Origin of the sequence: Cupriavidus sp. KK10 (genome assembly GCF_018223725.1) — a bacterium.
GTDB classification, from domain to species: domain Bacteria; phylum Pseudomonadota; class Gammaproteobacteria; order Burkholderiales; family Burkholderiaceae; genus Cupriavidus; species Cupriavidus necator.
In genome coordinates this window covers 1,680,852-1,697,488 of the sequence record NZ_CP073677.1, presented here as the reverse complement: position 1 = coordinate 1,697,488, position 16,637 = coordinate 1,680,852, and the positions used below count along the sequence as shown (strand labels likewise).

At 66.8% G+C, this 16,637-nt stretch carries 13 protein-coding genes; 9 read left to right on the top strand and 4 right to left on the bottom strand.

The features are described from left to right. Positions 1-57: 57 nt before the first annotated feature. Complete coding sequence (locus KB879_RS08270) at positions 58-309, top strand: hypothetical protein (RefSeq protein WP_153954836.1); 252 nt, start codon at positions 58-60, stop codon at positions 307-309. A 58-nt stretch (positions 310-367) separates the two neighbouring features. Here KB879_RS08270 and KB879_RS08265 read toward each other — a convergent pair whose 3' ends face one another. After that, a complete protein-coding gene (locus KB879_RS08265) occupies positions 368-1,213 on the bottom strand; it encodes a class II glutamine amidotransferase (RefSeq protein ID WP_013956611.1) in 846 nt (281 codons plus the stop codon). Between the two features lie 327 nt (positions 1,214-1,540). On the opposite strand from KB879_RS08265, the gene rpoD reads away from it, so the two are divergent. The 7 genes from rpoD to KB879_RS08230 all read left to right on the top strand — a co-directional run bounded on the left by rpoD (position 1,541) and on the right by KB879_RS08230 (position 12,834). Then, positions 1,541-3,511, top strand: coding sequence for an RNA polymerase sigma factor RpoD (gene rpoD / locus KB879_RS08260; protein ID WP_153954806.1), 1,971 nt, complete (start codon positions 1,541-1,543; stop codon positions 3,509-3,511). 56 nt (positions 3,512-3,567) lie between these two features. Beyond that, a complete protein-coding gene (locus tag KB879_RS08255) occupies positions 3,568-4,146 on the top strand; it encodes a DUF2760 domain-containing protein (protein ID WP_153954807.1) in 579 nt (192 codons plus the stop codon). Beyond that, on the top strand, positions 4,146-5,993 hold the full coding sequence (locus KB879_RS08250) for an Hsp70 family protein (RefSeq protein ID WP_013956608.1): 1,848 nt from the start codon (positions 4,146-4,148) through the stop codon (positions 5,991-5,993). The genes KB879_RS08255 and KB879_RS08250 overlap by 1 nt, the downstream gene beginning before the upstream one ends. Continuing rightward, positions 5,968-8,796, top strand: a complete 2,829-nt coding sequence (locus tag KB879_RS08245) for an Hsp70 family protein (protein ID WP_013956607.1) — start codon at positions 5,968-5,970, stop codon at positions 8,794-8,796. Before KB879_RS08250 ends, KB879_RS08245 begins: the two co-directional genes overlap by 26 nt. Positions 8,797-8,868: 72 nt before the next feature. Next, the gene (locus KB879_RS08240) at positions 8,869-9,648 is read left to right on the top strand and encodes a protein-L-isoaspartate(D-aspartate) O-methyltransferase (RefSeq protein ID WP_013956606.1); all 780 of its coding nucleotides are present in this window, start codon (positions 8,869-8,871) and stop codon (positions 9,646-9,648) included. Between the two features lie 25 nt (positions 9,649-9,673). Beyond that, on the top strand, positions 9,674-12,124 hold the full coding sequence (locus KB879_RS08235; RefSeq protein ID WP_153954808.1) for an SAM-dependent methyltransferase: 2,451 nt from the start codon (positions 9,674-9,676) through the stop codon (positions 12,122-12,124). 104 nt (positions 12,125-12,228) lie between these two features. Beyond that, positions 12,229-12,834: a J domain-containing protein gene (locus tag KB879_RS08230; protein ID WP_041227895.1), complete on the top strand. Its 606-nt coding sequence runs from the start codon at positions 12,229-12,231 to the stop codon at positions 12,832-12,834. Here the strand turns inward: KB879_RS08230 and KB879_RS08225 are convergent. The 3 genes from KB879_RS08225 to KB879_RS08215 all read right to left on the bottom strand — a co-directional run bounded on the left by KB879_RS08225 (position 12,831) and on the right by KB879_RS08215 (position 14,361). Next, complete coding sequence (locus KB879_RS08225; RefSeq protein WP_013956603.1) at positions 12,831-13,133, bottom strand: hypothetical protein; 303 nt, start codon at positions 13,131-13,133, stop codon at positions 12,831-12,833. The genes KB879_RS08230 and KB879_RS08225 overlap by 4 nt on opposite strands. Positions 13,134-13,162: 29 nt before the next feature. Further along, positions 13,163-13,615 carry a PA2169 family four-helix-bundle protein gene (locus tag KB879_RS08220; protein ID WP_013956602.1) on the bottom strand — a complete coding sequence of 151 codons (453 nt, stop codon included), beginning with the start codon at positions 13,613-13,615 and terminating at the stop codon, positions 13,163-13,165. A 317-nt stretch (positions 13,616-13,932) separates the two neighbouring features. Next, on the bottom strand, positions 13,933-14,361 hold the full coding sequence (locus KB879_RS08215; RefSeq protein ID WP_013956601.1) for an ACT domain-containing protein: 429 nt from the start codon (positions 14,359-14,361) through the stop codon (positions 13,933-13,935). Between the two features lie 205 nt (positions 14,362-14,566). Between KB879_RS08215 and acs the strand changes: the two genes are divergently transcribed. Then, the gene (gene acs / locus KB879_RS08210; protein WP_013956600.1) at positions 14,567-16,624 is read left to right on the top strand and encodes an acetate--CoA ligase; all 2,058 of its coding nucleotides are present in this window, start codon (positions 14,567-14,569) and stop codon (positions 16,622-16,624) included. Positions 16,625-16,637: the final 13 nt, after the last annotated feature.

Below are 16,637 nucleotides of genomic sequence, written 5' to 3'. Positions count from 1 at the left end.
TCGGGATCACTTTCAGGCCCCGACCCCGGTTCAGTCAGAATCGAAGAGGTTGTCACGATGAAGGCAAGAGCCTCGATCATTGCATTCGTATTGGTGACCCTGGCCACCCCGATGGCGTACGCGAGCGTGGCCGAGGACGCGCGCGGGTTCAAGAACGGCGTCAAGTCGGCTGGCAAGCAGGCCGGGCATGCGGTGCGCGACGGCGCGCATGCCATTGGCCGCGGCGCAAAGGCGGCCGGCCATGCGATTGCCGATACCACCAAACAGGGCTATCACGCGACCAAGAAGGCCGTGAGCGGTCACGAGTAAGGACAACTTATCCTGCGGAGAGCCGGATCCTGCCGCGCTCCCTTACGCCCTTATGCCCTCAGGCCGACTGGGAAGGCAGCCGCGGCACGAAGCAGCTGCGCTCGATCTCGCCACCCCGGGCCACCAGGATGGTCGCCTCAGGAATCTCCTCCCATACCCCCTGCACCTCGATCAGCGGCTCGGACAGTACCAGGAAGGCATTGTCGCCGGCGGCGATGATGCGCGGATCGTCCGGGTAAAGCGCGCGCAATTGCCGGAACGAGGTGCTGTGGAACAGTGAGCGCGAGGCCGCCTCGCTCGAATAGCGCACCGCCACGATCTGCTGGCCGTCGGTCACGCAAACGGTCATGTTGAGCGGAAATTGCACGTCGTAGCGGTGGCCAACGTCCTCGATCAGGCCGGCCATCTGTTCCAGCGCGCCGCCCGGGTCGCGCTCCAGGCCGAAACTCAGGGCCAGGAAGAACATCACCTCGGAATCGGTCGATCCCTCGATCCAGCGGAACAGGTGCGGCGCCACGGCCATCATCAGGTCGCGCCGCACCAGGGGATAGTCGCGGATCAGGCCGTTGTGAACGAACAGCCAGCGGCCGAAGCGGAACGGATGGCAATTGGTCTCCTGCGTCGGGGTGCCGGTGGCTGCGCGCACGTGCGCAACGAAAAGCGGCGCCCTCACCGCCCGCGCCGTCTCGCGCAGGTTGGTGTCGCTCCAGGCCGGGTGCAGGCAGCGGTAGCGGAACGGCACCTCCGAGTGACGTCCGTACCACCCGACGCCGAACCCATCCCCATTGGTCGTGGTATGACCCAGCCGCGAATTCAGGCTCTGGTCGATCAGCGAGTGTTCCGGCTGGAACAGCACCGTTTCCAGCGGAACGGATTTGCCCGAATAAGCCAGCCAGCGGCACATGATGCTCCTCCTTGACCGGTGCTGCCCGGTGGCTTCCGGCCCACACTTCCAGTTGTAGGACGGCAACGCGCGAACGCAAAGCACGCGCTAGCTGTGACGCACCGGCCACCCTCAAACCTGCACCGGGCCCACCCGGATACGGCGAGTTGGCGCTGCAAATCAGCAATGGCTGTAGAATACGCGTCCTCCCCGATTCCAATGGTCACGGCGTCCGATATCGGCCCGCGCCGCACCGGTACCCTCACGAGCCTTGACAGCAGGCCCGATAGCGCACGCACAGCGTGCGCGCTGCTGTCGAAACGCGATTCACGAAGGAAACAGTAGTAAATGACAAGCGGCGCACAACGAACGGCAGCTAAAACACGAGAAGCAGGCGTAGTCAAGGACCTTGGCCAGACCAGCGCAGGGTCAACGGCGCAGCCTGATCCATCGACGGAAGCCGCCGCGCGTAGCCAGCAATTGCGTGCGCTGATCCAGCTGGGCAGGCAGCGCGGCTACCTGACCCACGCAGATATCAGCGACCACCTGCCGGAGAACTTCACGGACACGGCGGCGATGGAGAGCATCGTCAGCACGTTCGCTGAAATGGGCGTGAAGATCTATGAGCAGACGCCGGATGCCGAGACGCTGCTCCTGAGCGACGGCCCGGTGGTGGCCTCGGACGACCAGGCCGATGAGGAGGCCGAGGTAGCGCTTGCGACCGTGGACTCCGAGTTCGGCCGGACCACCGACCCGGTGCGCATGTACATGCGCGAAATGAGCTCGGCAACGCTACTCACGCGCAAGCAGGAAGTCGAGATCGCCAAGCGGATCGAGGAAGGCCTGAACAATATGGTCCATGCCATCTCGGCCTGCCCGTTCACCATCGCCGCGATTCTCGAGCTGTCGGCCAAGGTCGCCAGCAATGAAATCAGCATCGACGACCTGGTCGATGGCCTGAGCGACGAGAGTATTGCCGAAGCAGCCGTGGCGGCGGCAGCTGACGAGACCGACGACAGCGTCGATAGTGCCGACGAGGCCGAAGACGATTCCGAAGACTCCGACGACGAAGGCTCGACCCAGCAAAGCAACGAAAAGGCCCTGGCCCAGCTGCGTGAGGAATGCCTGAAGCGGTTCGGGCGCGTCACCGCGCAATTCGAGCTGATGTGCCAGGAAAGCGCCGCAAATGGCGCGGGCTCGGCAGCCTTCCTGGCCGCAAGGGATGCGGTGCGCGAAGAACTGCGCACGATCCGCTTTACCGCGAAAACCATCGAGCGCCTGTGCGCCAACGTCCAGGCCATGGTCGACGAGGTGCGCACGGTCGAGCGCCAGGTGGTACAGCTGCTGGTCGAGCGCTGCGGCATGGAGCGTGAGGAGGTCATTGCCCGCTTCCCCGGCAATGAAACCAACCTGGCCTGGGGGCAGGAGCTGGTCGCCCAGTCCCGTCCGTACAGCGCGGCGGTCGCGCGGGCCCTGCCGGACCTCGAGGCGCACCAGCAAAAGCTGATCGACATCCAGGCCCGGGCGGCGCTGTCGCTGCCCGACCTGAAGGGCGTCAACCGCAAGATGCTGGCTGCCGAGCGGCAGATGCGCCAGGCCAAGCATGAGATGACGCAGGCCAACCTGCGGCTGGTGATCTCGATTGCCAAGAAGTACACCAACCGCGGGATGCTGTTCCTGGATCTGATCCAGGAAGGCAACATCGGCCTGATGAAGGCGGTCGACAAGTTCGAATACCGCCGCGGCTGGAAATTCTCCACCTACGCGACGTGGTGGGTGCGCCAGGCCGTCACGCGGGCGATCGCCGACCAGGCCCGCACCATCCGCGTCCCGGTACACATGATCGAGCAGATCAACAAGCTCAATCGCCTGTCGCGCGAGATCATGCAGCAGACCGGCAAGGAACCCGATCCGGCGGTGCTGGCCGAGCGCCTGGAGATGACCGAAGACAAGGTTCGCTCGATCATGAAGATCGCGAAAGAACCGGTCTCGATGGAAACCCCGGTTGGCGAGGACGGCGATACCAGCCTGGGCGACATGATTGCCGACTCGGACACGGCCACGCCCGCCGATGCCGCATTGCAGGCGGGCCTGCGTGCCGTCGTGCGGGAGATGCTCGATGAGCTCACGCCCCGTGAAGCCAAGGTGCTGCGGATGCGCTTTGGCATCGACATGTCCACCGACTACACGCTGGAAGAAGTCGGCAAGCAGTTCGATGTCACGCGCGAGCGGATCCGCCAGATTGAAAGCAAGGCAATGAAGAAGCTGAGGCATCCCAGCCGGGCAGACCAGCTGATCACTTACCTGCGTGACGCCTGACACCTGCCGGCAACAGCCGCTTGGTCGACTGACACAGAGCAGACAGGAGCTTTCGGATGACTGACTCGAACCTATCTTTCTTCGGCAGGGTCTCGCTTGCCATGGGCACCTTCTTCGCCGTCCTTGGCAACCGCGAACTCGCAGCCGGCGTCAGGCGCCTGCGTGACGGTGAGGGATTGGCGCCGGCGCCTGTACCGGCACCCGCACCCGCACCCGCCCCGGTGGTGGAAGCTGCCGCACCCGTGCTGAAGGAAGCCAGCCCGGTGGCGGCGCTGCAGTTGCTGGGACTGCTCCAGCGCGACGCACGCTTCATCGACTTCGTCGAGGAAGACATCGCGCGCTATTCCGACACGGAGATCGGTGCCGCCGCCCGCCTGGTGCACGATGGCTGCCGCGGGGTGCTGCGCGAGCACTTCACCATCCGGCCGGTGCGTGAGGAAGCCGAAGGCAGCCGTGTCACGCTGGCCGACGGCTTCGATGCCACCGCCATCCGCCTGACCGGCAACGTGGTGGGCAGCGCGCCGTTCCATGGCAGCATCAGCCACCGCGGCTGGAAGGTCGAGGAAGTCCGCCTGCCGCGTGTGGCCGAACGCCATGACGCCACCGTGATTGCCCCCGCCGAGGTGGAGCTTTGATGAGCGAAGCACGCTATGCCATCGGCATCGACCTGGGCACCACCCATAGCGCGGTCTCCTACGTCGACCTGGCCGCCAGCGATGGCGAGAAGACCAGCCAGCGCGTCCTGCCCATCACGCAGCTGACCGCGCCGGGGGCCATCGAAGACCTGGACCTGCTGCCCTCCTTCCTGTACCTGCCGCACGCCAGCGAACTCGCCCCGGGCGACCTGGCGCTGCCGTGGAACGCCGGGCGCGACTTCGCCGTGGGCGAGCTGGCGCGCAGCCGCGGCGCGGCCACGCCGATCCGCCTGGTGTCGAGCGCGAAGAGCTGGCTGTGCCATCCCGGCATCGACCGCCGCTCGCCGGTCCTGCCCAACGACGCACCGCCCGAGGTGACGCGCGTGTCGCCGCTGGAGGCTTCCGTGCGCTATCTCACGCACCTGCGTGAAGCCTGGGACCAGGCCCACCCCGAAGCGCCGTTTGGCGAGCAGGACGTCACCGTGACGATTCCCGCATCGTTCGACCCGGCCGCACGGGAGCTGACGGCCGAGGCGGCCGCCGCGGCCGGGTATGCGCGCATGACCCTGCTCGAGGAACCCCAGGCCGCGCTCTACAGCTGGATCCAGAAAAGCGGCGGCCAGTGGCGCAAGCAGGTAAAGGTCGGCGACATCATCCTCGTCGTCGATGTGGGTGGCGGCACCACCGACCTTTCGCTGATCGCCGTGATCGAGCGCGAAGGCAACCTTGAGCTGCATCGTATCGCGGTCGGCGACCATATCCTGCTCGGCGGCGACAACATGGACCTGGCGCTGGCCCACGTGGTGGCGCGCAAGCTGGCGGCCCAGGGCACGCAGGCCGATCCCTGGCAACTGCGCGCGCTGACCTATGCCTGCCGCGCGGCCAAGGAAACGCTGCTCACCGACCCGGCTACCGATACCGTGCCCCTGGTTGTGCCCAGCCGCGGCTCGAAGCTGATCGGCGGCTCGATCCGCACGGACCTGACCCGCGCCGAGCTGACCCAGACCATCCTGGAAGGCTTCTTCCCGCAAGTCGAGGCCTCGGCCCGCCCGGTGAGCCGGGCACGCGCCGGCCTGACGCAGCTTGGTCTGCCCTATGCGCAGGATGCGGCCATCACGCGGCACCTGGCCGCGTTCCTGGGGCGGCAGGTGGCGGCGCTGGCCGAAATCGAAGGCTTGCAGGGCGCACAGCCGGAAGGCGCGACCTTCCTGCACCCGACCGCCGTCCTCTTCAATGGCGGCGTGTTCAAGTCCGGCCTGCTGGCGGACCGCATCCTGCAGACCCTCAACGGCTGGCTCGCCGCGGAAGGCGCGGCCCCTGCCCGCCTGCTTGACGGCGCGGAGCTGGACCTGGCCGTGGCACGCGGCGCCGCCTATTACGGCTACGTGCGGCGTGGCAAGGGGGTGCGGATTCGTGGCGGCACCGCGCGCGCCTACTATATCGCCGTGGAATCGTCGATGCCCGCCGTGCCCGGCTTCGAACCGCCGATCCAGGCCCTGTGTGTGGCGCCGTTCGGCATGGAGGAAGGCACCGAGGCCGCGCTGCCGCCGCAGGAATTCGGCCTGGTGGTGGGCGAACCCGTGCACTTCCGCTTCTTTGGCTCGTCGGTGCGCCGCCAGGACCAGGTCGGCACCCTGCTGGACTACTGGGGACCGGAAGAATTGCAGGAGCTGGAAGAAATCCAGGCGACCCTGCCAGCCGAAGGCCGCACCGCAGGCGAAGTGGTACCGGTCAGGCTGCATGCGCGGGTGACCGAGGCCGGCACCCTGGAACTCGAAGCCGTGCCCGGCGGCAGCGCTGAGCGCTGGAAGGTCGAGTTCGATGTGCGCGGCAGCGCCGATGCCTGAGCAAGCGGCCGGGCCGGCGACGAAGCAATACGTCGTCGGCATCGACCTCGGCACCAGCAACACCGTCGTCGCCTACGCGAAGGCCGGATCCGACGATATCCGCGTCTTCGATATCGACCAGCTGGTCAGCCCGGGCGAGGTCGCGGCCCGTCCCCTGCTGCCCTCGGTGCGCTACCACGCGGCACCAGGCGAGCTCAGCGGCGACGACCTGCAACTGCCCTGGCAATCCGCCGCCAGCGCCGCCGCGCGCCGGACCGTGTTCGGCCGCCTGGCGGCCACGCTCGGCGCGCAAGTGCCCGGCAGGCTGGTAGCCAGCGCAAAGAGCTGGCTGTCGCATGCTTCGGTCGACCGCACCGCGGCCATCCTGCCATGGGGCGGGGATGACGATCTCGACAAGATCTCGCCGGTGGTCGCCAGCGCCAGCTACCTGGGCTATGTGTGCGCGGCATGGAACCACCGTTTTCCCGATGCCCGGCTCGAGGACCAGGACGTGATCCTCACCGTGCCCGCCTCGTTCGACGAAGGGGCGCGCGCGCTGACGCTGGAGGCGGCGCGCCTGGCCGGGCTGCCCGCCCTGCGCCTGCTCGAAGAGCCGCAAGCCGCGCTCTACGACTGGCTGTTCCATCATCGCCAGACCCTGGACACCGACCTGGCGCAAACCCGCCTGGTGCTGATCTGCGATGTGGGCGGCGGCACCACTGACCTCACCCTGATCCGGGTGGACATGCAGGACGGGCAGCCGCAGCTGACCCGCATCGGCGTGGGCAACCACCTGATGCTCGGCGGCGACAACATGGATCTTGGCCTGGCACATCTGGTCGAGGCGCGCCTCGGGGCCGGCGGGGCCGCGCAGCCGCGGCTGTCGGCAGCCGGCCTGTCGCAGCTGGTCGCGCGCTGCCGTGCCGCCAAGGAACAGCTGCTCGGCGCGCAGGCGCCGGACTCGGTCGCGGTGACGCTGCTGGGCGCGGGCGCCAGGCTGATCGGCGGCGCGCGCTCGGTGGAAGTGACGCGGCAGGAGGTCGAACAGCTTGTCGTCGACGGCTTCTTCCCCAAGGTGCCGGCCAGTGAAAGGCCGGGGCGCGCACGGGGCGCGATTGTCGAGTTCGGCCTGCCATATGCGTCCGACCCCGCCGTTACCCGGCATGTTGCGGCGTTCCTGAGCCAGCACGCTGCGCAGTCGCGGGCGGCACTGGACGCACCACAGGCGCCGGCCGATGCCTTGCCGATGCCCGACACCCTGCTCCTCAACGGCGGCGTATTCCGGGCGCAGGCGCTGGCCGGCCGCATCGCTGACACGCTGGGCACGTGGCGCGGCGCGCCGCTGCAGGTCCTGCACAACGACAATCCCGACGTTGCCGTGGCCCGGGGCGCGGTCGCGTATGCCCGGGCACGTGCCGGGCAGGCCCCGCGCATCGGCGGTGGCTCGCCGCGCAGCTACTTTCTGGTTCTCGATGATGGCGCGTCGGGGCAGCAAGGGATCTGCCTGCTGCCGCGCGGCACTGAGGAAGGCCACGAGATCCACCTCAGCGACCGCACCTTCGCCTTGCGGCTCGGCCATCCGGTGCAATTCCACCTGGTGTCCTCCGTCGCCGACACGGCCTATCAGCCCGGTCAACTGACCGACCTGTCGACCGGCGACTTCGTCCGCCTGCCACCGATCGCGACTGTCGTGCAGCCGCGCGGCGCCAGCGGCCCGCGGGAAACGCCGGTGCAGATCACCACCTCGCTGACCGAGGTCGGCACGCTCGAGGTCCACTGCATCAATATTGCGGATGCCTCGCAGCGATGGCGCCTTGAATTCCAGTTGCGCGGCAACGACACCCGGTCGGCAGCACCGGCGCCCGATACGGCACACCCGTCCCTGCCGCAGGCCCTGGAGGCGATCGACCGCACCTTTGGCGCGCGCTCGCAGGACGTCGGTCCCAAGGAAGTCAAGCGGCTGCGTGCGCAGCTGGAACAGCTGCTGGGTGCGCGCGAGCAATGGGACAGCGCCCTGCTGCGCGAGCTGTTCGGCGCCTTCTGGGAGCGCGCCCGGCGCCGGCGCCGCACTGCCGATCATGAACGCCTGTGGCTGAACCTGGCCGGCTATTGCGTGCGCCCGGGGTTCGGCTATCCGCTCGACGAATGGCGCGTCGAGCAGCTCTGGTCGCAGTACGACCAGGGCATCCAGTACGTCAACGAAAGCCAGAACTGGTCGGAGTGGTGGACGCTGTGGCGGCGTGCGGCAGGCGGGCTGGACGAAAGCGCGCAACTGGGCCTGCTGGAAGACATGGCCTTTTACCTGCAGCCGCCCGGCAGCACCCGCTACAAGAAGCCCGCCGGGCCCGCCAGGGGCGGCTATGCCGATATGGTGCGCCTTGCCGGCTCGCTCGAGCGCATTCCCGCCGACGCCAAGATCGAGCTGGCCGAATGGCTGCTGGCCCGGCTGCGCAAGCCATCCGAAAACAGCCAGGGCTGGTGGGCCGTGGGCCGCATCGGCGCGCGCCGGCCGTTCTACGGCAGCGCGCACAGCGTCGTGCCGGCCGGGACAGCCGCCCAATGGGTGGACGCGATCCTGGCCCTCGACTGGAAAAAGGTCGAACCGGCCGCGTTCGCCGCCGTGCAGATCGCACGCATGACCGGCGATCGCAGCCGCGACCTGCCTGACGAGATCCGGGCAACCGTGGTGCGCCGGCTGGAAGCCGCCAACGCGCCGCCAAGCTGGATTGCCATGGTGCGCGAAGTGGTGGAACTCAATACCGCGGACGAGGGGCGGGTGTTTGGGGAGGCGCTGCCCGCCGGCCTCAAGCTAATCGCGGGGTAGCGGACTAGCGCGAAGCGACTGGCAGGAGCCTCTTTTGTCACTTATCTGCGCCAGCCAGACCGATGATCTACGATGACGGTAGGCTCCTTGCCTGCCCCACTCGTGAAGCCGTCAGCGCCCCGCCCACCCTTCCCTATCCCGATTGCCACCATCGCGCTGGCCTTGTTCTGCTCGGCCACCGCCGCCGACGACGCCCTTGCCCCACAGCGCGCCGACATGGTCAGGGAGATCGCCGCGGTCGCGGCAGCGGCCGCCGCCCAGAGCGGCAGGCATGCCATCGACCCGCGCGTCATGGCCGTGATGGGCCAAGTGCCTCGCCACGAGTTTGTTCCGGACGAGCAGAAGCAGCACGCCTATGAGAACCGGCCGCTGCCGATTGGCCATGGCCAGACCATTTCGCAGCCGTATATCGTCGCCCTGATGACCGACCTGATGATGGTCAAGCCTGGCGACACCGTACTGGAGATCGGCACCGGCTCCGGCTACCAGGCCGCGGTGCTGACCGGGCTGGCACGCGCGGTTTACACCATCGAGATCATCGAGCCACTGGGACGCCAGGCCTGCGACCGCCTGAAGCGGCTGGCCTACCGGCAGGTGGCGTGCAAGGTGGGCGACGGCTACTACGGCTGGGACGAGCACGCGCCCTTTGACGCCATCGTCGTCACCGCGGCGGCCAGCCATGTGCCGCCGCCGCTGATCCGGCAACTGAAGCCAGGCGGCCGCATGGTGATCCCGGTGGGCGCCCAGTTCCTGACGCAGTACCTGCTGCTGGTAGAAAAGTCCGCGGACGGCACCGTTTCCACCAGGCAGATCCTGCCGGTCAGGTTCGTGCCGCTGGTTGGCAAGCACTGAGGCATCAGCCCTGCCAGCTGACGCCATGCCACGTCCCCCGCTGTTCGCCCTGGCCTTGCTCTCTGCCGCCGCGCTGGGCTACGAGATCCTGCTGATGCGGCTGCTTTCCATCATCCAGTGGCATCACTTCGCCTACATGATGATCAGCGTGGCACTGCTGGGCTATGGCGCGGCGGGTGCGCTGGTGGCGCTGGCGCAGCGAACGCTGCTCCGCCATTTTGTCCCCGTGTTCGCGGGCGGAGCCCTGCTGTTCGGCGTCAGCGCGATGGCCTGCTTCGCCCTGGCCCAGCACGTGGCGTTCAATCCCCTGGAGATCCTGTGGGAGCCTTCGCAGCCGCTGCGCCTGTTGCTGATCTACCTGCTGCTATTCGTTCCGTTCTTTTGCGCCGCCACCAGTATCTGCCTGAGCTTTTCCCGCTTCACCGAGCAGGTTCCCCGCATCTACAGCTTCGATATCCTTGGCGCCGGGCTGGGCTGCCTGGGCATCATCGTGGCGCTGTTCGCGCTGCACCCGGTCGACGCCCTGCGGCTGGTCGGTACGGCAGGCATGGCGGCGGCGGCGCTGGCATGCGTGGAATGCCGCTGGCATCGGCCCTGGCTGCCGGCGCTCCTGCTGTTGGCGGCAATCGTGCCGGCCGGCGTGCCAGGTGACTGGATTGCGCTGCGGCCGTCCGAGTACAAAGAGCTGAGCCAGGCCCTGCGCATCGGCAACGCGCGCGTGGTGGCGCAGCGCTCCAGTCCGCTTGGCCTGGTCACGGTGGTCGAGAGCCCTTCGATCCCGTTGCGGCACGCGCCTGGGCTGAGCCTGAATGCCAGCCAGGAGCCGCCAGCGCAACTGGCCGTGTTTACCGATGGCGACGGGCTCAGTGCGCTCAACCGCTATGACGGCCGGCGCGAACCGCTGGCCTACCTGGGCGACCTCACCTCTGCCCTGCCTTACCACCTGCTGCGCGATCCGAAGGTGCTGGTGCTGGGCAGCGGTGCGGGGGCGGACGTCTTGCAGGCGGTCTATCACCACGCCAGCGCGGTCGATGCCGTGGAATTGAATCCGCAGGTGATCGACCTGGTGCAGGGCCGCTTCGCCGCGTTTTCCGGAATGCCGTACAGTGCGGCCGGCGTCCGTGTCTTTACCGGCGAGGCGCGCGGATTCCTGGCGGCCAGCACGGCACGCTACGACCTCATCCAGGTGGCCCTGCTGGATTCATTCAGCACCTCATCGGCCGGACTGTACGCGCTCTCCGAAAGCTATCTCTATACCGTGGAGGCCTTCCAGGGCTACCTGCGCCATCTTCGGCCCGGCGGCCTGCTTGCGATCACGCGCTGGGTCACGCTGCCGCCGCGCGACATACCCAAACTGCTCGCCACCGCCGTGGCCGCCATGGAAGGCGCTGGCGTGCCCGAGCCATCCCGGCGGCTGGCGCTGGTCCGTGGCTGGAAGACGGCCACGCTGGTGGTCAAGAACGGGGAATTCAGTGCCGCGGACCTTGCCGCCGTCGTCGGCTTCTGCCGCGCCCGTTCCTTCGACGTCGAGTACTTTCCCGGCATCCAGCCCGGCCAGGCGAATCGCTACAACGTGCTGGATCAGCCCTACTTCTTCGACGCCGCGCAAGCCCTGCTCGGCCCCGAGCGCGGCCGCTTCCTGTCCCGCTACAAATTCGATGTGCGGCCCGCCACCGACGACAGGCCGTACTTCTTCCATTTCTTCAAATGGCGCACGCTGCCTGAACTGCTGTCGCTCAAGGCGCAGGGCGGCCTGCCCTTGCTGGAATGGGGCTATCCGGTGCTGGTGGCCACGCTGCTGCAGGCCACCGCCCTGGCCTTGCTGCTGATCGTGGTCCCGCTCTGGATCCTGCGGCGGCGCCCCCGGCCGCAGCCCGCCGCGGGGCCTGGCGGCAATGGCGCTGCCGTGCGACGGTTGCCCGAATGGCGAGCCGGCTTCTACTTCCTGGCGGTCGGCCTCGGCTTCATGTTCGTGGAGATCGCCTTTATCCAGAAATTCATCCTGTTCCTGAGCCACCCGCTCTATGCGGTCGCGGTGGTGCTGTGCGCCTTTCTCTGCTTTGCGGGACTGGGCAGCCGATACGCCCAGCGCATGCCCGCGCGCGCTGGCGATGACCGCGGCAGGCGGCAGGCGGCGCTGGCCGTCAGCGGCATCTGCGTGGCCGCGCTGGTCTACCTGGTGGCGCTGCCGACGGTGTTCAGGCTGCTGATCGGGTTGCCGGACCCGGCCAGGATAGGTGTCTCCGTGCTGCTGATCGCGCCGCTGGCGTTCCTGATGGGAATGCCGTTCCCGCTCGGCCTGGCCCGGGTCGCGGCCCGCGACGAAACGCTGGTGCCCTGGGCATGGGGCATCAACGCCTGCGCCTCGGTGGTGGCGGCGGTCCTTGCCACGCTGGTCGCGATCCACGTCGGATTCACCGCGGTGGTGCTGGTGGCGCTGCTCCTGTACGCTGCTGCGGCGCTTGCGTGCCCATGAACCGGGGGCCGGGATCGATCTCGCATGCCATGGCTTCGGGTCACCCCATGCTAGGATGAATGCCCGCCCGGCAGCCGCCCAGCAGACAGACGCCCAATCGGCCCATGACCACCCTCTACACGACCCTCGGCGTGCAACCGGACGCCACCCTGGACGAGATCAAGCGCGCCTACCGCCGCGCCGCGATGAAGTGGCACCCCGACCGCAACCTTGGCCGCGAGGCTGAGGCGCATGCGGCATTCCAGGAAATCCGCGACGCCTACACCATTCTTTCCGATGCCGGGCAGCGCCAGATCTACGACGAGGTATTCGAGCGGGAGATGCGGCGCTGGCAGGCCGAGCGCGAGGCCCAGGAAGAACAGGAGCGCGAGGCGCAACGCGAGAGCCAGCGCATCGCGCAGGAACACTACGAGAAAATGCTCGGTATCGCGATGCGCTTTGCCGACGACGGCCACAACCGCGACGTTATCTTCGGCGTGCTGCTCGGCCGGGACTGCGACGCGGAACTGGCGGCACGCATCGCGGACAGCATATGGGCCCTGCAGGAGTCGCGGCGGGCAAGTGCGCGGGCCGCGCACGCGCCGGACACCGAGGCCGCCCAGGCGCCCGCCGGGGCGGGGGCTTCAAACCCCGACGAGGCGAAGCCGCCCAGGCGTCACGCCGGCGCCTTCGATTCGTTCTGGCACGGCTTGTTCGGCATCCGTTCCTAGATGTCGGGGGCGACCAGAAGCCCGCTTTTCACCGTGTGGATCAGCGCAAGGCGATCTTCCACCGCCTTGCGCAGGACTTCGCGTCCCCTGAATGGATCCGTCAGGTAACTGGCGTACTGGCTTGCCCGAATCTGCACTTTGAGTTGCATCGTCGTCGGTCCGCTCTCCGGCCATGTCACCAGGAACGCCGGATGGCTGTCCGCGCACTCAACGAAGGCAGCATCAGGGGACGGGAAACAGGAGTCAGCGCCCTGGGCAAGGAACTGGAGATCCTTGTCCTTGAACTCGTAGGTTGCCATTGCTTTCTCCCATCGCGCAAGCCGGACCCTCAGTGAATCTGCATCCCGCGCATGGCATGAATCCGGCCATGATGCTGCGTCAACGCCTCGTACTGGCGCTGAAGCGCCGCGCTGGCCTCTGGTGGCAGCGGCTTCATCATGACGGACTGATACTCGCGCCTGGCGGCATCTTCCTCGTGCTCGCACATTCCCAGCACGGTGTCGTCGTTGTTCGGCGACAGCATGTGGCGGAATGCCATCCAGCGGCGGAACAGCATGCCATTCATGCTGCCCCGGTCAGTTGGCGCGCCGCCCATGGCGCTGACCATCGACTGCAATTCCTTCACCGACGCCCGGTACGATTCCGCGGTGCTCGTCAGAATGTCGCGCAGCGCTGCATCGTGCACTTCGCTGGCGCCGCTCATGCACGCCAGTTCGCTGTCCTTGCCAGCCTCGATCAGCTGGTTGAGCGCGAGGACAGTTTGTTGCTGGTTGTCGCCCATGGAAGTCTCCCAACATGCATGCCGGCGACGTGCGGCTTCGGCGCAAATCGCCAGGATCGTCAAAGGAGGAAGCGCCACGGCGCGACCGGCCGTGAGAAGGTCGTCGGAGACGCCATCAACATGAGTCAGCCGGGTCGCGCCGGGCCCCATCTGCCTGCTCGTTAAGAGGCAAGGCGTGATTCCATGATAGGAGATGGCCGGGCCCCGGCGCGAAGGCATCGCATGCCGAGGAGCCCGCTACGGGCGTGATCTGCGAGTCCCGCCGGGCCAGATTGCCATCGGTTTGTGATTGTCTGTATTTCGCCCCGCGGCGAGCTTCAGCCCTTGCCCAGGATAGCCATTGCCTTGTTCGCATCGTCGAGGGAGTCCATCGACACGTACGCGACAAACTGTACTCCGATGACAGAGGCAGAGAATCCGCGCAGGTTGATTCCGCCTTGCGCAAGCTTGCGGGTCAGCTCAGCCACGATGCCGGGCCGGTCCCCGCCCATGATACGCACCGAATGTAGGCTGTGCGTGACATTGAAGCCGACCTGGGCAGCGGCACGGATTTCCCTGTCATTCTGCAGCGGTGTCACGAACACGACACCCTTGCCGGGGTCCTCCGGCGTGCGGCGCGCAATCGCGAATTGCAGGTCCGCGCCGGCATCGCGCAAGGTCTCCAGTACCTCCGCGAGGCCGCCGGGCCGGTCCGGTATGGTTGCCGCCCACACGTCCACGCGTTCCACAAGAAGATCGTTGGTCATTGCTCATTCTCCAATGCCCCCCCTACGAATCTAGCGTATGGCGGCCGGCAGGCAAGCTCTGGGCTCGGCGGACAGCGGCAGGCCGATTTCCTGGCAACTCCCCGTGCCCGGACTTAATATGGACTAGTCGTTTCCGGCAGCTATCGCAGGATAGTGGCACCGACACTACCTGGATGGATGCCATGGAAAGTGAAGGGGAATCGTCATGTCTGAAGGCAAATCGCCACGCCATGCTGCACAGCAGGAATTGGCCGATGTGTCCGAGGCCGAAATCGCGGTCCATTGGCCTGAGGAGGACTATGTCCCGCCGGCCGGCCAGTTCATTGCGCAGGCCAATCTGACTGATCCCCACATTTTCGAGCGCTTCTCCCTCGATCGTTTCCCCGAGTGTTTCAAGGAGTTCGCAGACCTGCTGGACTGGTACAAATACTGGGAAACGACGGTGGATACCAGCAACCCGCCTTTCTGGCGCTGGTTCGTCGGCGGCAGGATCAACGCCTGCCACAACTGCGTGGATCGCCACCTCACCGCGTACAGGAACAAGACCGCGATTCATTTCGTGCCCGAGCCGGAGCATGAGGCGGTGCATCACCTCACCTACCAGGAGCTCTTTGTTCGCGTCAATGAACTGGCCGCCCTGCTGCGGGAGTTCTGCGGCCTGAAGGCCGGCGACCGCGTCACGCTGCATATGCCGATGGTGGCCGAACTGCCCATCACCATGCTCGCATGCGCGCGCATCGGCGTGATTCATTCGCAGGTATTCAGTGGCTTCAGCGGCAAGGCCTGCGCCGAGCGCATCGCGGACTCCGAGAGCCGGCTGCTGATTACCATGGACGCCTATTACCGCGGCGGTGAATTGCTCGATCACAAGGAAAAGGCCGACATCGCCGTGGCAGAAGCCGCCAGCGCCGGTCAGCAGGTCGAGAAGGTCCTGATCTGGCAGCGCTACCCGGGCAAGTATTCCAGTGCCGCCAAACTGGTGAAGGACCGCGATGTCATTCTCAATGACGTGCTCGCCGGGTTCCGCGGCAGGCGTGTCGAGCCCGAGCCGATGCCGGCGGAGGCGCCGCTGTTCCTGATGTACACGAGCGGCACCACGGGCCGGCCCAAGGGCTGCCAGCATTCCACCGGCGGCTATCTGTCCTACGTGGCGTGGACCTCGAAGTACATTCAGGATATCCACCCCGAGGACGTCTACTGGTGCATGGCCGATATTGGCTGGATCACCGGGCATTCCTACATCGTCTATGGCCCGCTCGCGCTCGCCGCTTCGTCCGTCGTCTATGAAGGCGTGCCAACCTGGCCCGACGCCGGCCGGCCGTGGCGTATTGCGGAAAGCCTTGGCGTCAATATCTTCCACACCTCGCCCACCGCAATCCGCGCGCTGCGGCGCAACGGGCCCAACGAGCCGGCGAAGTACGACTGCCATTTCAAGCACATGACCACGGTGGGCGAGCCGATCGAGCCCGAAGTCTGGAAGTGGTACCACCGTGAAGTCGGCAAGGGCGAGGCGGTCATCGTCGACACCTGGTGGCAAACCGAGAATGGCGGCTTCCTCTGCAGCACGCTGCCGGGCATCCACCCGATGAAGCCCGGCAGCACGGGCCCGGGGATTCCGGGCATTCATCCGGTGATCTTTGACGAGGAAGGCAAGGAGATCCCGGCCGGCTCGGGCAAGGCGGGCAATATCTGCATCCGCAATCCCTGGCCGGGCATATTTCAGACCGTCTGGAAGGATCCGGACCGCTACGTGCGCCAGTACTATGCGCGCTATTGCAAGAATCCCGACAGCAAGGACTGGCGCGACTGGCCGTATATGGCGGGCGATGGCGCAATGCAGGCGGCGGACGGCTACTTTCGCATCCTTGGCCGCATCGACGACGTGATCAACGTTTCCGGCCATCGTCTCGGCACCAAGGAGATCGAATCGGCCGCACTGCTGGTGCCAGACGTCGCCGAGGCGGCGGTGGTGCCGGTGGCCGACGAGATCAAGGGCAAGGTGCCTGATCTCTATGTGTCGCTCAAGCCGGGACTGTCGCCTTCCACCAAGATCGCGAACAAGGTCTCGGCCTCGGTCGTGTCCCAGATCGGCGCGATTGCGCGTCCGCATCGCGTCGTGATTGTTCCCGACATGCCCAAGACACGCTCGGGCAAGATCATGCGTCGCGTGCTGGCGGCGATCTCCAACCACCAGGAGCCTGGCGACGTGTCCACGCTTGCCAATCCGGAGGTCGTCGAGAAGATCAGGGAGCTGGCGACATAGGACGGCACTCCTG

Excerpts from the sequence above, each read along its gene's own strand:
- KB879_RS08230 (WP_041227895.1), top strand. The coding sequence starts at position 12,229 with ATGACCACCCTCTACACGACCCTCGGCGTGCAACCGGACGCCACCCTG.
- KB879_RS08265 (WP_013956611.1), bottom strand. The coding sequence starts at position 1,213 with ATGTGCCGCTGGCTGGCTTATTCGGGCAAATCCGTTCCGCTGGAAACG.
- KB879_RS08255 (WP_153954807.1), top strand. The coding sequence starts at position 3,568 with ATGACTGACTCGAACCTATCTTTCTTCGGCAGGGTCTCGCTTGCCATG.
- KB879_RS08220 (WP_013956602.1), bottom strand. The coding sequence starts at position 13,615 with ATGGGCGACAACCAGCAACAAACTGTCCTCGCGCTCAACCAGCTGATC.
- KB879_RS08225 (WP_013956603.1), bottom strand. The coding sequence starts at position 13,133 with ATGGCAACCTACGAGTTCAAGGACAAGGATCTCCAGTTCCTTGCCCAG.
- KB879_RS08235 (WP_153954808.1), top strand. The coding sequence starts at position 9,674 with ATGCCACGTCCCCCGCTGTTCGCCCTGGCCTTGCTCTCTGCCGCCGCG.
- KB879_RS08250 (WP_013956608.1), top strand. The coding sequence starts at position 4,146 with ATGAGCGAAGCACGCTATGCCATCGGCATCGACCTGGGCACCACCCAT.
- acs (WP_013956600.1), top strand. The coding sequence starts at position 14,567 with ATGTCTGAAGGCAAATCGCCACGCCATGCTGCACAGCAGGAATTGGCC.
- KB879_RS08245 (WP_013956607.1), top strand. The coding sequence starts at position 5,968 with ATGTGCGCGGCAGCGCCGATGCCTGAGCAAGCGGCCGGGCCGGCGACG.
- rpoD (WP_153954806.1), top strand. The coding sequence starts at position 1,541 with ATGACAAGCGGCGCACAACGAACGGCAGCTAAAACACGAGAAGCAGGC.
- KB879_RS08215 (WP_013956601.1), bottom strand. The coding sequence starts at position 14,361 with ATGACCAACGATCTTCTTGTGGAACGCGTGGACGTGTGGGCGGCAACC.
- KB879_RS08240 (WP_013956606.1), top strand. The coding sequence starts at position 8,869 with ATGACGGTAGGCTCCTTGCCTGCCCCACTCGTGAAGCCGTCAGCGCCC.
- KB879_RS08270 (WP_153954836.1), top strand. The coding sequence starts at position 58 with ATGAAGGCAAGAGCCTCGATCATTGCATTCGTATTGGTGACCCTGGCC.